Source organism: Haloferax chudinovii (assembly GCF_042663345.1).
Lineage (GTDB): Archaea > Halobacteriota > Halobacteria > Halobacteriales > Haloferacaceae > Haloferax > Haloferax chudinovii.
Genome location: NZ_JBHTAB010000002.1, coordinates 563,975 through 577,355 on the forward strand (window position 1 = coordinate 563,975; position 13,381 = coordinate 577,355).

At 64.4% G+C, this 13,381-nt stretch carries 19 protein-coding genes and 3 tRNA genes; 12 read left to right on the forward strand and 10 right to left on the reverse strand.

Annotated features, from left to right (window positions below; translation table 11 throughout):
* The first annotated feature begins 75 nt into the window (after positions 1 to 75).
* A tRNA-Val gene (locus ACFQI8_RS07115) sits at positions 76 to 149 on the forward strand.
* A 97-nt stretch (positions 150 to 246) separates the two neighbouring features.
* Here ACFQI8_RS07115 and ACFQI8_RS07120 read toward each other — a convergent pair.
* A complete protein-coding gene (locus tag ACFQI8_RS07120; RefSeq protein ID WP_390243668.1) occupies positions 247 to 450 on the reverse strand; it encodes a DUF8141 family membrane protein in 204 nt (67 codons plus the stop codon).
* 104 nt (positions 451 to 554) lie between these two features.
* Between ACFQI8_RS07120 and ACFQI8_RS07125 the strand changes: the two genes are divergently transcribed.
* The 8 genes from ACFQI8_RS07125 to ACFQI8_RS07160 all read left to right on the forward strand — a co-directional run bounded on the left by ACFQI8_RS07125 (position 555) and on the right by ACFQI8_RS07160 (position 5,993).
* Complete coding sequence (locus ACFQI8_RS07125) at positions 555 to 953, forward strand: VanZ family protein (RefSeq protein WP_390243669.1); 399 nt, start codon at positions 555 to 557, stop codon at positions 951 to 953.
* A 44-nt stretch (positions 954 to 997) separates the two neighbouring features.
* Positions 998 to 1,666 (forward strand): hypothetical protein, encoded by a 669-nt coding sequence (locus ACFQI8_RS07130; protein WP_390243670.1) that lies wholly within the window; start codon positions 998 to 1,000, stop codon positions 1,664 to 1,666.
* Between the two features lie 61 nt (positions 1,667 to 1,727).
* Positions 1,728 to 1,801 (forward strand) — tRNA-Phe (locus ACFQI8_RS07135).
* 617 nt (positions 1,802 to 2,418) lie between these two features.
* Complete coding sequence (locus tag ACFQI8_RS07140) at positions 2,419 to 3,960, forward strand: phospholipase D family protein (protein WP_390243671.1); 1,542 nt, start codon at positions 2,419 to 2,421, stop codon at positions 3,958 to 3,960.
* Between the two features lie 463 nt (positions 3,961 to 4,423).
* Positions 4,424 to 4,618 carry a cold-shock protein gene (locus ACFQI8_RS07145; protein WP_004057907.1) on the forward strand — a complete coding sequence of 65 codons (195 nt, stop codon included), beginning with the start codon at positions 4,424 to 4,426 and terminating at the stop codon, positions 4,616 to 4,618.
* Between the two features lie 160 nt (positions 4,619 to 4,778).
* Entirely contained in the window at positions 4,779 to 4,973 is a 195-nt protein-coding gene (locus ACFQI8_RS07150; RefSeq protein WP_004057909.1) for a cold-shock protein, read from the forward strand.
* Positions 4,974 to 5,144: 171 nt separating this feature from the next.
* Positions 5,145 to 5,870: a DUF2270 domain-containing protein gene (locus ACFQI8_RS07155; RefSeq protein ID WP_390243672.1), complete on the forward strand. Its 726-nt coding sequence runs from the start codon at positions 5,145 to 5,147 to the stop codon at positions 5,868 to 5,870.
* 49 nt (positions 5,871 to 5,919) lie between these two features.
* Positions 5,920 to 5,993 (forward strand) — tRNA-Phe (locus tag ACFQI8_RS07160).
* Between the two features lie 232 nt (positions 5,994 to 6,225).
* On the opposite strand, the gene ACFQI8_RS07165 is transcribed toward ACFQI8_RS07160, so the two are convergent.
* The 7 genes from ACFQI8_RS07165 to ACFQI8_RS07195 form a co-directional block, all read right to left on the reverse strand.
* Positions 6,226 to 6,618 carry a helix-turn-helix domain-containing protein gene (locus ACFQI8_RS07165; RefSeq protein WP_390243673.1) on the reverse strand — a complete coding sequence of 131 codons (393 nt, stop codon included), beginning with the start codon at positions 6,616 to 6,618 and terminating at the stop codon, positions 6,226 to 6,228.
* A gap of 93 nt (positions 6,619 to 6,711) precedes the next feature.
* Positions 6,712 to 7,359 (reverse strand): helix-turn-helix domain-containing protein, encoded by a 648-nt coding sequence (locus ACFQI8_RS07170; RefSeq protein ID WP_390243674.1) that lies wholly within the window; start codon positions 7,357 to 7,359, stop codon positions 6,712 to 6,714.
* A gap of 87 nt (positions 7,360 to 7,446) precedes the next feature.
* Positions 7,447 to 7,908, reverse strand: coding sequence for a pyridoxamine 5'-phosphate oxidase family protein (locus ACFQI8_RS07175; protein ID WP_390243675.1), 462 nt, complete (start codon positions 7,906 to 7,908; stop codon positions 7,447 to 7,449).
* Between the two features lie 109 nt (positions 7,909 to 8,017).
* A complete protein-coding gene (locus tag ACFQI8_RS07180) occupies positions 8,018 to 8,164 on the reverse strand; it encodes a DUF7560 family zinc ribbon protein (RefSeq protein ID WP_390243676.1) in 147 nt (48 codons plus the stop codon).
* 106 nt (positions 8,165 to 8,270) lie between these two features.
* Complete coding sequence (locus tag ACFQI8_RS07185) at positions 8,271 to 8,432, reverse strand: DUF7560 family zinc ribbon protein (protein ID WP_390243677.1); 162 nt, start codon at positions 8,430 to 8,432, stop codon at positions 8,271 to 8,273.
* 112 nt (positions 8,433 to 8,544) lie between these two features.
* Positions 8,545 to 8,946: a helix-turn-helix domain-containing protein gene (locus tag ACFQI8_RS07190; protein WP_390243678.1), complete on the reverse strand. Its 402-nt coding sequence runs from the start codon at positions 8,944 to 8,946 to the stop codon at positions 8,545 to 8,547.
* A 151-nt stretch (positions 8,947 to 9,097) separates the two neighbouring features.
* Positions 9,098 to 9,553 carry a pyridoxamine 5'-phosphate oxidase family protein gene (locus ACFQI8_RS07195; protein WP_390243679.1) on the reverse strand — a complete coding sequence of 152 codons (456 nt, stop codon included), beginning with the start codon at positions 9,551 to 9,553 and terminating at the stop codon, positions 9,098 to 9,100.
* A gap of 122 nt (positions 9,554 to 9,675) precedes the next feature.
* Here ACFQI8_RS07195 and nucS point away from each other — a divergent pair, with 122 nt between their 5' ends.
* Positions 9,676 to 10,521 carry an endonuclease NucS gene (gene nucS / locus ACFQI8_RS07200; RefSeq protein WP_390243680.1) on the forward strand — a complete coding sequence of 282 codons (846 nt, stop codon included), beginning with the start codon at positions 9,676 to 9,678 and terminating at the stop codon, positions 10,519 to 10,521.
* Here the strand turns inward: nucS and ACFQI8_RS07205 are convergent, their stop codons facing one another.
* Positions 10,522 to 11,172: a type 1 glutamine amidotransferase gene (locus ACFQI8_RS07205; RefSeq protein WP_390243681.1), complete on the reverse strand. Its 651-nt coding sequence runs from the start codon at positions 11,170 to 11,172 to the stop codon at positions 10,522 to 10,524.
* 207 nt (positions 11,173 to 11,379) lie between these two features.
* Between ACFQI8_RS07205 and ACFQI8_RS07210 the strand changes: the two genes are divergently transcribed.
* Entirely contained in the window at positions 11,380 to 11,910 is a 531-nt protein-coding gene (locus tag ACFQI8_RS07210) for a 50S ribosomal protein L16 (protein WP_004970478.1), read from the forward strand.
* An 85-nt stretch (positions 11,911 to 11,995) separates the two neighbouring features.
* Complete coding sequence (locus tag ACFQI8_RS07215; protein WP_390243682.1) at positions 11,996 to 12,868, forward strand: ATP-grasp domain-containing protein; 873 nt, start codon at positions 11,996 to 11,998, stop codon at positions 12,866 to 12,868.
* 24 nt (positions 12,869 to 12,892) lie between these two features.
* Here ACFQI8_RS07215 and ACFQI8_RS07220 read toward each other — a convergent pair whose 3' ends face one another.
* Complete coding sequence (locus ACFQI8_RS07220; protein ID WP_390243683.1) at positions 12,893 to 13,255, reverse strand: Hsp20/alpha crystallin family protein; 363 nt, start codon at positions 13,253 to 13,255, stop codon at positions 12,893 to 12,895.
* Positions 13,256 to 13,381 lie beyond the last annotated feature (126 nt).

Sequence of the window (13,381 nt, forward strand, 5' to 3'; positions counted from 1 at the left end):
CCGCGCGTCTAAGGGTTCCGGGGGTCGGGCGAAACGAAAACCGTTATGAGCGCGAACCGGTTCGATTGAGGTGCGGGGCTCGTGGTCTAGTTGGTTATGACGCGGCCTTTACAAGGCTGAGGTCGGTGGTTCGAATCCGCCCGAGCCCATGTTTCTGTGTCGAACAGCGTGAGACCAGAAACATCTGTGAGGGCGGAATCGAACCAGGGAGCAACTTGTTGCGACCGAGGTTCGAATCCGCCCGACTCACACGCTCCGTTGCATCACGAACAGTGACATCGGGAAGTTGGCGACGACGAGGCCATAGGCGGCCCCGAGGAGCGGTTCGACACCCAGCGACGGACCGAGGAGGTAGCCGCCGACGAGCCCGAGCGGGTCGAACACCAACGCGAGGATGATGAGCTGTACGGCGAAGTTCTTGGAGGTGAACCAGCGGGGGAGTAGTGACACGGTAGTCGAAGACATGTTTTTCGCGTGCCACTTAATCCCGTGTGGTCGCATGCGAGTCACGGGGACGCGAACCCTTTAGCCGGAGGCAGACCCACCACCGAGTAGTGAACCCAACCACGCGACTCCGCGAGAACCCGCGGCGGGCGGCCGTCGCCCTCGGGTACGCGTTCGTCGTCCTCGTGGTGTCGGTCGTTCCGACCCCGCCGGGAAGCCTCACACCGATGGGTCCGCTCGGACTCGTCGGCCTCGACAAGTGGGTCCACGCGGTCGGATACACCGGCCTCGGGTTCGGTTTCGCGGCCGCGGTTCGCGCGAGGGGGCGCGAGGAGGTCGCGACGGCCGTCGTCACTGCCGGCGCGTTCGGAGCGGGTATCGAACTCGTGCAGGCGGTGCTCCCGTATCGGTCGTTCGGCGTCGCCGACGCGGGGGCGAACCTCGTCGGGGCGGCCCTCGGTGGACTCGTCTGGGTCGTGGTCGCCCGGGGTTCGGAGTCCCGGAGGTAGGATTATCTCACCCCCTCTCCAAGGGGGCACGAACGGTGAAGGCAATGGGCACGAGACGACTCATCCGGGCACTCGGTCTCGCGGGAATCGGCGTCGTCGGGACGTACCTCCTCGCGGTTCGGCCGTGGCACAGGCGCTGGGGGACGACAGACGACGAGGCGACGGGGTGGCTCCCCGGCGACGACTTCGTCGGCGAGGCGGACGTCTCCTCGACGCGGGCGATCACGATTACGGCCCCCGTGCGGGCGGTCTGGCCGTGGGTCGTCCAGTTGGGGCAGGGTCGCGGCGGCTTCTACAGCTACGAGCGACTGGAGCACGTTTTCGGCCTGCAGATTCACAACGCGGACCGAATCCTCCCGCACCACCAACGACTCGACGTTGGCGACGAGATACGACTCGGCCCGCCGGGGTCGGGCGCGCCGTCGTTCCGGGTCGCGCTGGTCGAACCCGAGCGGAGCCTCGTGCTGAGCGCGCCGGGGTGGGAGACCGGAGAGAGTCCCGCGACGTGGACCTTCGCGTTGCACGAGGTTGCGCCCGGGGTGACGCGGCTGGTCGTCAGGTTCCGCGGGCGGTCGGAGACGCTCCGCGAGCGCGCGATGAACCGGCTGGTCGTCGAGCCGGTCCAGTTCGTCATGGAGCGGAAGATGCTCACGGGGATTCGCTCGCGGGCGGAGCGGGAGCGGGCGAGTCCGACGGGGGGTCGGCACCGCTGACCCATCGCCGACGGGCGATTCGAAAGTCTTTTTGATACGGTCCGGCTTCGGGAGAGTGCGAGCCGCCTTAGCTCAGACTGGGAGAGCACTCGACTGAAGATCGAGCTGTCCCCGGTTCAAATCCGGGAGGCGGCATTTCTCTGTCCCTGACCACCGAGCGAAGCGAGCGTGGCAGGTACTGTAAATGCGATCCGACCGGGTTCTGAACCGCTCCGTCAACCTCGCTTCACTCGGTTGCCGCAAGGTTCGCCCACCCGAACCAGCGAGCGACGCGAACGAAGTGAGCGAGCGAGTGAGGTTCAAATCCGGGAGGCGGTATATTCTGATATTCGTTCTGTATATCCGTATAGCGGCTGATTTCGGCGGTGTTGCTTCCAAGAGTCTCGATGTGATTTGAAGCGGGAACCGGGCGCACCCTTCGCAGTCGGGCGTTCCATTACATTGTACGTTCCGCCCCCCTTTCGGTCCTTCCTCATTTCGGAATGAGTTTGTAGGTATTGGGTCTTCAGCGCACAGTTTTCGGTCGATACAGGTGGCGGTTATTTATGGACGTGCTGTGAGAAGGCGTCAGCAGGGCCACAAGCGCGGTCGTCACCCGACCGAGTGCATCCGTTCTGGCAGGTGTCTATTAAGTTCTGGTGGCCGTTGAATCCGTATACTGGTCGCGCCGTCTCGTCGATGTGACCACAGTAGACCGCAGTCGGCCTTGATCAGCGTGGGAACTTTCAACCGGAAGGACCTCTCTTATGCTAATGTCTCGCTTTATCTACCATTCAGAGGGTAGCTATGACAGTGCTGAATCGCCATTCGACGAAGCGATTCGGGATACAGCCGACGCGGAAAATGTTCGGATTGTCTGTCCGTATATCAACCCGAGTTACCTGAAAAGCATCCTCGCTCCTGCTAACGACTGGCGGATAGTGACCGATGTGGAAGCGTGGATTGGGACGTTCGGTGGAAGCACGCGGGACGAAATACGCGAATTGATAGCGACGAACCGGGAACAGATTCATCACTTCCCCAACGTTCACGCGAAGGCCGTCCTATCCGACGATTCGGCTGTCATCGGTTCGGCGAACCTCACAGAGAAGGGCATATTTGGCCGGACAGAGATGGGAATTCAGTTTACCGCCGAGTCAAAGATAGACGAACTGAACGAGTGGTTCACCCGACTCTGGTCTGAAAGTGACTCCGTCGATAGCGGGGAATTGGACGAGTTCGTGGAATCGTCGCCCTCAACACCAACAACCCACACCGAATCCGGCACCTCGCTTTCCTCGGACGCGCCACAAGTGAACGCAATATTCGTAGACGATACCGAACCGACCACCAAAGAGATTGACGCCAACGAAGAGGTGCATGACACGCTGGTAAATCGCGTTCAGCAGGCCCCGAATCGAGGATGGGCGGTTGACTTTTTTGGCTTGCTGAACGATCTGATAGCGGCGACTGGTCTTGCTGAAGACGACGCACGGCTGGTCACGTCCATCGCCCAAAACGACCGAATCGCCGTATCCATCAACAACCGATATGTCCTCGGTGCGTTCTTCTCGGGCGAACCGACGACCGGGTTCATCGTTGGTGCCGACACAGAGAACGTGGATGAATTAATCGAGACTGCCGACGAACACATGGCGTTCAATGCCCTCTCGGGGGAAGCGACCGACGAGACACCCCATTGGGTCGAGTTCACCGGAGAGCCGAAGCGAATGGTATCGCAGTCGTTCCGTCGGGCGTGGATTAGCGCAGTCTACGACCAGTTAGAGCAAGCGAGTGGGTCGCCGTATCAAGACTCTCACGAACCGCTGGTGTTCCGAGCGGGAGTTGAGGAAGAATATCGAGAGCAAATACTGAGAGATGCTTACAATATGAGTGATTCAACAGACACATCTCACACAAATCGTGGCATCAAGCAAGCGCTCTGTCGGAGGGCCATGCCGCGAGGCCAAGTGACTCTCTTGAAGTGCCTATACGAGAACGATAGACCCGTATCAGTAGAAGAGTTAGCGGACGAAATACGCGGAGGCGATGTTGACAGTTGTACGAGTATTCTCGGCCCACTCTCAAAGAGAATCAACAACACTCCAGAAGTGTCCGGCGAACCGGGATTCAGTGCGCTGATACGAAAAATTCAGGACGAGAAACAACACTACTACGAACTCCGCGAGGAGAGCCGTCGGATTATTGAGGATATGCCACGATTGTTGAGTGAGTTCGAACGAGATATGGACGACCTACGAAGTGAAGAGAATCCGGTGATTGAAGGACGTGAATTTGAAGAAAATCAGGGATAGGTCAAAGTTATGTCTGTCTGCCAAGTATACTGTTCACCATATCTGTTCCACAGTCGACGACGGGAAAGTCGAGACGCACCGACTCTGTTCTGACTCGGTCGACAGGTCAATTCAGTGAATGTTTGAACTCCTATTGAGAGTTCGAGATTCGGTTCTGGTACATCTTCTTGGCGCGTTCCGGCGTGATAGGTTCGAGTTTGTCTTGCGTCATTTCGACCACCGGAACACCTAATCGACGTCGGAACCGAGCGCGCCGCCATAGCCAGTACGGGGACGCAAACCGCCGGACAGGAGAGCTATCTCCGGTTCAAATCCGGGAGGCGGCAACCGAATTCTCGGCGACGCAATCGAACAATACAGAGTTCAGACGTTTCACCCCCGGAGAACCGAAAATACGGCACCACTGGACCCAGAAACGTTCTTCAGAAGACTTATCCGCGTGAGGTCGCTGGATTCAGACGCAATGGCGAAAGGTAAGGTCGACTTCTTCAACGACACTGGCGGCTACGGTTTCATCTCTACTGACGACGCGGACGACGACGTGTTCTTCCACATGGAAGATGTTGGCGGTCCGGACCTCGAAGAGGGGCAGGAGATCGAATTCGACATCGAGCAGGCCCCCAAGGGCCCGCGCGCGACGAACGTCACCCGCCTCTAAGCAGGGTTCCGTTCACCGCAGTACATTCACAGACTGACGAACTTTCTTCCGTTTTTCACGCCCGCGAGCGGCGGCGCTCGCCGGCGTACCGCGAGCCGGGCGGGCGATACCCACGCCATGCGGAAAGGTTATCCGTTCGCAGGCACGTTGTACAGTCGCAATGGCGAAAGGTAAGGTCGACTTCTTCAACGACACTGGCGGTTACGGTTTCATCTCTACTGACGACGCGGACGACGACGTGTTCTTCCACATGGAAGATGTTGGCGGTCCGGACCTCGAAGAGGGGCAGGAAGTGGAGTTCGACATCGAACAGGCCCCCAAGGGCCCGCGCGCGACGAACGTCACCCGCCTGTAATTCGGCCTCCGAATTCAGTAACAGACGAATCGATTTCTGAGAATTTTTCACACACCCTGAGCCGTGCGGCCGTCCGACGCGAGACGGCCGCGCGTCGGACAGTCGCCACCACACCAACTCGCGACCCAGAAGGCTCTTACCTCTCGGTGGTTGTGCATCAAACGAACAACAATGTCCGACGACGGGGAGCTTGAACCTCCCGCGGGAATGGACGACACCCACATCGGCGCGGGCGTCTTCGACGAGACGATGGGCCCGGGTTCGTCGTTCGCACACCTCTACCGGGGCGAGATACACCGGATGAAATCGTGGCGGGAGCGGCTGGACCGGACCAGCAACTGGGCGATTACGCTGATGGCCGGGATTCTGACGTGGTCGTTTTCCGCACAAACGCACCCACACTACATCATCCTCCTCGGGGTGGTGACGCTGAGCATCTTCCTCTGTATCGAGGCGCGGCGCTTCCGCGCGTACGACATCTGGCGCTCGCGGGTCCGGTTGATTCAACAGAACGTCTGGGCGTACGCGCTCGACCCCGACGGCGGCGTCCTCGACGAGGACTGGCGGAAGAAACTCGGCGAGGACTACCGCACGCCGAACATGAAGATACCCTTCGAGGAGGCGCTGTCGCATCGGCTCCGGCGGGTGTACCTGCCGCTTTTCGTCGTGATGCTCGTCGCGTGGGTCATCCAGTTGACGGCGTACACGGACGGTGCGACGCTCGTCGGGAGCGCCGGCATCGGCGGCATCCCCGGCAACATCATCGTCGCGTTCGTCGCGGGGTTCTACGCGACACTGCTCGGCGTCTCGTTCCGCCCGCGCGAGTGGCACGTCAACGGCGAACTCATCCCGAGCGACGTGACGGGGTGGGAAGAGTCGGAGTACAGCGGGTCGTAGCGTCGCAATTCGAAATGGTTTTTTCGCTCCTGCGCGTCTGTCGAATCGCGCCGCCTTAGCTCAGACTGGGAGAGCACTCGACTGAAGATCGAGCTGTCCCCGGTTCAAATCCGGGAGGCGGCATTTCTCTGTCCCTGACCACCGAGCGAAGCGAGCGTGGCAGGTACTGTAAATGCGATCCGACCGGATTCTGAACCAGCGAGCGACGCGAACAAAGTGAGCGAGCGAGTGAGGTTCAAATCCGGGAGGCGGCATCACTACTGTACGGTTTGAAACGGTCCCCGAGGAGAGTAGAATCTTAAGTAGGCACAGCGACGGCGGCGAAACTGGCGACTGGAACACGTGAGCCCGACGCTCAGGCCGTCACCGACGCCGACTGCGCCACGTCACGGTGCGAGACGCGGACTTCGACGCCCGACGGGGTGACGGAGACGGTCACGTCGTCGACGGTGCGTTCGTATTCGGCGGTGTGGGTACCGGACCGCGAGATACGCAGGCGCTTCGAGAGGAGGCCGGCGTCCACGAGCGGGTCGAGCTTTCGGTAGGTGGTCGAAAGCGGGAGGTCACACGCCTCGGAGAGTTCGCTCGCAGAGCGGGCGATACCGTCGGTCGCGTCGAGGATACGCCGGCAGTCGTCGTCTTCGAGAAGCGAAAACAGCGCGTCGACCTCGGCGTGGTCGTCGACGACGCGGGATTCGGAGGCGGCCGTTGCAGAGCGGAAATCGAACGGGAGCGAAGCCTGACTCATACCTCTGTAGATTCGGCGAACGGGGACTAACTGACAACCCCGATAGCGTGGGACGTTTATATACTCCCGGCGGACTCGGGTGGCGGCGAACCGCTATCCCTCTTCGAGAACGTCGCCGAGCAGTTTCGTCAGGGCGGCGGCGAGGTGTTCCGAGAACGTCGACTGGTTGATGTCGAGTTCGGCCGCGACCTCGGTCGCGTTGGCCCCGCGCGGGCGCTCGAAGTAGCCCATGTCGTAGGCGGTCTGGAGGACTTCGAGTTGGCGGACGGTGAGCTTCCCGCGGTCGACGAAGACGCTGTCGCCGGGGGCGTCCCCGGTGGGCGAGCGCACGAGGCGCTTGATGTCGAGACCGGGGAAGCGGTCGCGAAGTTCGCCGATGACGGCCTGTAACTGCTCGTAGTCGGCGGCGTGAAAGACGAGCGTCAGACTGCCGCGCTGGGCGAAGTAGCGGTCGACCGGACAGCCGAACTCGCCGAGGCACTCGCAGGGACAGCCGGCGCTCCCGTCGTGCGTGTAGCGATAGAGGTGCTTCGAGCCGTAGGAGAAGATGGGTTCGAGCGCGGACGCCTCCGGCGGGTCGTCGGCCTCGAGGACGAACTCGGAGACGCTGACGTCGCCGGGGGTGGAGACGACGCTGGTCGAGACGGAATCGACGACGGAGTCCGTCGAGTGGGCGACCGAGGCGACGGGGCAGACCGACGGCGAGGCGAATTCGACCGTGGCGCGAATACCGGCTGGCATCGTGTTACGCGCGGGCGAGTCGGGGTTCGCCGGGGGACGCGGCGACCGCCGAGACGAGCGCCGCCTCGGATGCGACGACCGCGGACATTACTGCTCGGGCTCCGAGTCGTCCAGTTCGACGGCCCGGCCGCCGAGCGTCTCGGGGGCGAGTTCGAACAGTTGGATGTCGAGGTCGCGCTTCGTCTCGCCCCAGATTTCGAACAGCGGGCGCTTGGCCTTGCCGTACTGGACGATGCGTTCGACGGTCAGGTCGTCGGGGTCGACGCGTTCGAGCGTCCCCTCGGCGATGATGCTCCGATAGCTCCCGTCGTTCGACTCGTGAACGACGAGTCGCGCCCGCGGCGACGACGTGAGGAACTGCCGCTTTTCGCTTTCGGGCGTGGAGACGAGCCGAAGATAGAAGCGACCGCTCTCGCCGTCGTAGCCGTAGGAGATGGGAATCGCGTATGGTTCGTCCGCCTTCGCGAGCGAGAGGACGCCCGTCTCGTGACGAGCGAGAACCTCGTGTATCTCGTCGGGCGAGAGTTCGGTCTGTTGGTCCAGAGACATCGGTTCGTACCACCAGACTCGCGGCCGACGTAATTACTGTTACTTCTCGGCGGCGCTCGCGCGAGTCCAGTCGGACGAAATCGGCGGACTCGGTCGCGGAGGGAGACACTCAGGCGGTCGAAAAGGCGTCCGTCGTGAGCGCGGCGCTACAGATGACACAGCCGTTTTGGAGGAGGGCGTCGCGCATGGAGTCGTTGACCAGCATGGACTCCGCACACTCCGGGCAGACGAACGTGTAGTCCGCGCTGTCGCTCATGTGGTTCGTAGTACGCGTGGTACACGTATATGTAGCCTACTGTTTCTCGAACGCCGGGCCCGCGGCGGGCCGAGCGCCTCGACCGGGCGCGGCCGAAAAGTGAGATTCACGCGGGACATTGGTCGAAGGCGTCGGTCGAGGCGGGGCTTCCGCAGATGGGACAGCCGCGTTCGAGGACCGCCGCGCGCATCCCGCCGTTGACGGCGAAGCCCTCGCCGCACTGCGGACAGGTGAACTCGTAGTCGTCCGCCGGCGGCGTCGCGCTCATCAGTCCACCTCCGGCGAGGCGAGCGCCGTTCCGGTTCGGTCCGTCCGTCGCGTCGATTCGACGCCCCGCGTCGCGGTCGGCGACGGCGACGGCGTCGACGCTCTCACTGCGGTCATCGCGACCGGCCCTCCGCGCCGTCTTCGCCGCCGTCGGTGGCGACCTGCCGGAACGCGAGCGACACGCCCGCGTCGTCGAACGAAAACGAGAGCGTGTCGAAGTTGGTCGCGAACTCCCGCGGGTGGTGCGTCGCCGTCTGGACCCGCAGTCGCTCGTCGAGAAGCGACGCCTCGGTGAGCAGGTCGAGCTTCCGGTAGACCGTCGACAGCGGCACGTCACAGAGTTCGGCGCACTCCTGTGCGGTCCGCGGGGCCTCGTCGCAGGCGGCGAGGATTCGCCGGCTGTCGCCGTCGCTGAGCGCCGAGAGGACCGCCGACGGCTCCGCGGCGACCTGCTGGTTCCGGCTCGGGTCGAACGTCGATGCGCTTTGGGCGGCGACTGCGGAAGACGAGTTCATACTTCGATAGACGACGGATAGCGGGAGGTATCTCTCCCCGCGCTATCCGGGGAGGTTTAAGTACTCGGCTCGTCGCCGGCTTCGATAACGAGACCGGCGTGCGGGGTCGACTGCACCGGTGGCCGTGGCGGGCTACTCGATGGCGCGGTGCTCACGCGCGCCGGCGTTGGAGCCCAGACCGGGAAGCGATGCGAAGTTCCCAGCCGAGGATGTCCTGCATCGGCTCCGTCTCCGAAAACAGGGTTGGATACCACGCGTTGTCTGCGAGCACGTCGTGGACGCGATCCCAGTCGCCGTCGTCGACCCGGCGGAGTTCGCCGTCGACGACGACGCTCTCCCACTCGTCGCGCGACGGGGCGTTCCAGATGGCGAAGCTCGCGCGGGCGGTCCGCTCGGCGAACTCGGTCTTCTTCGAGGACTCCCCGGGGCGGAGGAAGACGAAGTAGAGCCGCTCGCGCTCGGCGTCGTAGCCGAACGAGAGGGGAATCCCGTAGGCGATGCCGTCGTCCGCGAGCGAGAGAACGCCGACGCCCTCCTCGCGGAGCAGGCGGTCTATCTCCTCGGTCGACATCTCGATTCGGTTGTGTTGGGCGAAGTCAGGTGCCATGGTAGATATACGCACGGATATGACATAAGTCTGCCAGCGAGTCGAGCTGACGGCGTGCGTCGCGGGCGACGCGCGACGCGGGGCTTATCCCCGACGACGACGAACCGCGGGACGACATCCGGATGACGGTGAACACACTCCACCGGCCGACGCACCGAGACGCCCTCGTCCACCTCGAAGCCGCCTTCGAGCGCGGTGACATGGTGACGATATTCGGTCGGTGTACGGTCGACTACGACGGCCGCGCGACGAGCGAACTCGGTCCCGGCGACCGGCTCGTCGTCCTGAAGCCGGACGGCTCGATTCTGGTCCACACCGACGAGAAGCGGACGCCGGTCAACTGGCAACCGCCGGGATGCACCCACTCCGCGAGCGTCCGCGACGGCCGGCTTCGGGTCCGGAGTACGCGCACGAGCCCCGACGAGCGACTCGACGTGCAGTTCGAGCGCGTCGAACAGTGCTCGGCCTACGCCGTCAACGACCGGAGCGACCTCGAACTCGTCGGGAGCGAGGAGGACCTGCGACAGCACATCCTCTCGGACCCCGACAGCCTCGAACCGGGCTTCGAGCCGCTCGAAACCGAGCGGCAGAGCGACGCGGGCGCTATCGACATCTTCGGCGAGGACGCGGACGGCGTCCCGGTCGTCGTGGAGTTGAAACGCCGGCGCGTCGGTCCCTCGGCGGCGAGTCAGCTCCGCCGGTACGTGGACGCGCTCCACCGCGAGTTCGGCGACCACGAGTCGGTTCGCGGCGTCCTCGTCGCCCCCTCGGTGACGGAGCGAGCCGCCGACATGCTCGACCGCGAGGGGCTCGAGTTCGTCGCGCTCGACCCCGAGACGGGCGAACCGCCGGTCGAGGAGGACGAGAGTGAAAGCAGGGACGAAGGAGAAGGCGGGGACAGCGGTGACGGCGGCGACGGCGACGACGAAGTAACCGGCGAGGACGGCGACGACGGCGACGACCCCTAATCAGTCCAAACCGGCGGCGGCGACGAAGTTCTCCACGGTTCGGTCGGCGGTCACGTCGCCGAAGTCGCGGTCGGCGTCGTCGTCGGGCCAGCCGAAGTCGTCGGCGATGCGGTCGAGGAGGGCGGCCGTGAACTCGGGGTGGTACTGGACGGTCCAGACGGGCGCGTCCTCGTGGCGGGTCGCGAGGTGGTCGTAGTAGTCCGCGGAAGCGACGGTCACCATGCGGTCGCCGGGGGCGACGACGTAGTCGCCGTGGACCATCGGGATGCGCCCGGAGACGCCCTCGAACAGGGGGTCGTCGCCGAGGTCAACGTCGGCGATACCCCGGCGCTGGTCGCCGGCTTCGACGGTCCCGCCGAGCGCGTCGTTGACGAGCTGGTGTCCGAAGCAGACGCCGAGCGTGGGCAGTTCGCGGGCGACGAGGTCGCGGGCGAGCAGGCGCGCGTCGTCGAGCCACGGCCGCTCGTCGCTCTCGTAGACGCCCGCGGTGCTCCCGGTGAGGACGACGGCGTCGACGTTCGAGAGCGTCGGGAGACCGTCGTCGGGAAGCGAGTGAACGGTCCCCTCGCGGCCGTCGAGAGCGAGGTCGGCGAGCGCATCGGTGAAGTACGCGGGGCCGTCCGCGGGCATACAGTCGCAGACGAGCAACATGGTCCGAATCGTGGCGGCGGCGGCGCATAAGACTGTCTCCCGGCCGGGACGGTCGACCCGTCCGCCACCGGGGCTCGGTGTGGCTCGAACGCGGTTCGGCGGCCCGCCCCGACGAACCGGCGTGCCAGCGCCTGACACGACCGCGGCGGGCGAATGAAGCTTCGAAGCGTTTTTAGCCCGCCTGACCCTTCGGTTTCACAAGTAACCATGTCAGACAAACCCGCCTCTATGTACCGGGAGATTACGAACCCGGCGTACACCCGACGCGAGTACATCACGGGTATCCCCGGTTCGAAGATCGCACAGCACAACATGGGCGACCTGCAGGCCGACCCCGAGGACTACCCCGTCCAGATCAGCCTGAAGGTCGAAGAGGAAGTGCAGATTCGCCACGGGTCGCTCGAATCCGCGCGTCTGTCTGCCAACCGCCTCATGCTCAAGCACGCGGGCGAAAAGCAGTACAAGATGGTTCTGCGCAAGTTCCCGCACCACGTCATCCGCGAGAACAAGCAGGCGACCGGCGCGGGTGCGGACCGCGTCTCCGACGGGATGCGCCAGTCGTTCGGGAAGGTCGTCGGGACCGCCGCTCGCATCCCCAAGGGCGAGACGGTGTTCACCATCTACTGCGACGTCGAGGACGCGGAGACCGCGAAGGACGCCTTCCGCCGCGCGTACAACAAGATGTCGCCGCCGTGCCGCATCGTCGTCGACCGCGGCGAAGAACTGCTCGTCGCGTAAGTTCGCGTCGGCGCGCCGGCGCGTGCTCGGAACGCGCCTCGCCTCGAACCCACCACTTTTCCTCCGGGACCCCGCCTCGTAGCCTATGCTTCGGTTGGCGGTCACCACCTCCAGCGAGACGTTCGAGCGAATGCGCGGCCCGCTCGGCGACCGCGGCATCGACGTGGGGCACCTCCGCGCCGAGGGGTTCGCGCTCGACCTCTCGACGCCGCCGGCAGAGTCGTTCGACGTCGGCTTCGTCTACCCCTCGCGCCCGATGGAGGGCGGCGTCGTCACCGCCAGACACGACCTTCCGTGGGTGAACACGCGCGAGGACGTGCTCACCTCGCGGAACAAGGCGGGCGTCATCGCGGCGCTCGAACGCGCCGGCCTGCCGGTCCCGCGGAGCGTCTGCGTCTCGAACCCGGCCGACGAGTCCGACCTCCTCGACGCCGTCGAGTCGGCGGGTCTCGACTACCCCGTCGTCGTCAAGCCGAACTCCACGACCCGGGGCGTCGGCATCGCCAAGGCCCACGACCCGGACTCGCTTTCGGGCCACGCGGACGTGCTGAGCCTCGTCCACGACTTCCGGGCGACCGGCGACAAGTCGTTCCTGATTCAGGAGTGGCTCCCGGAGGCGCGAGACTATCGGGCGATGGTGCTCGACGGCGAGGTCGTCGGCGCGGTGGAGCGCCGCCTGTCCGACGGCGCGCGCGACGGCGGGCGCTGGAAGCACAACGTCCACCGCGGCGCGGAGGCGGTCGGCGTGGCCCTCCCGAAGCGACACCGCGACCTCGCCGAGGCGGTCGCCGACGAGTTGGGCATCCGCTATCTGGGGGTCGACCTGCTCGAGTCCGACGGGCGGGTCGTCGTCTCCGAGACGAACGCCCGGCCGACCATCGACGACGACGCGAAGTACGACGACGGCTTTTTCGACCGACTGGCGGCGCTCGTCGAGCGGGTCGCAAAGAAGTCCTGAACGGGCCGCGGGGAGGTCGAGTCGTTACTCGACGTCGATGGCGGCGGAGTCCTCGGCGCGGTCGAACGTGACCTGCAGGATGCCGTTGTTGAAGGTGGCCGACGCGGAGTGCTCGTCGACGCGGGCCGGGAGGCGGATGCGTTCGTCGTACTCGCGGCGGTCACCGGCGGCGCTGATAGTCAGCGTCTCACCGTCGCACTTGAGGTCGATGGCGTCTTTGTCGACGCCCGGGAGGTCCGCGACGAGTCGGAGTGTAGAGCCCTCATCGTACACGTCGATGTGGGTCTCGGAGGCGAATCCGGCGTCGCCTCCGGTCATGTCGTTCATCATCCGTTCGATTTCGTCGAAGATGTTGTCGAACGGGTCGTCGCGGTCGTCTCTGACCATGAGGGCCGCTATGAAATCGGAGGATAAAACGTTTCTGCCTGTGACAGTCACCTGCCAGCGGGCCGCCAGAATTCGGCCGCGAGCGCCCGTCTACGACCCGACTGTTCGGCCCCCGGTTGGCGTGTC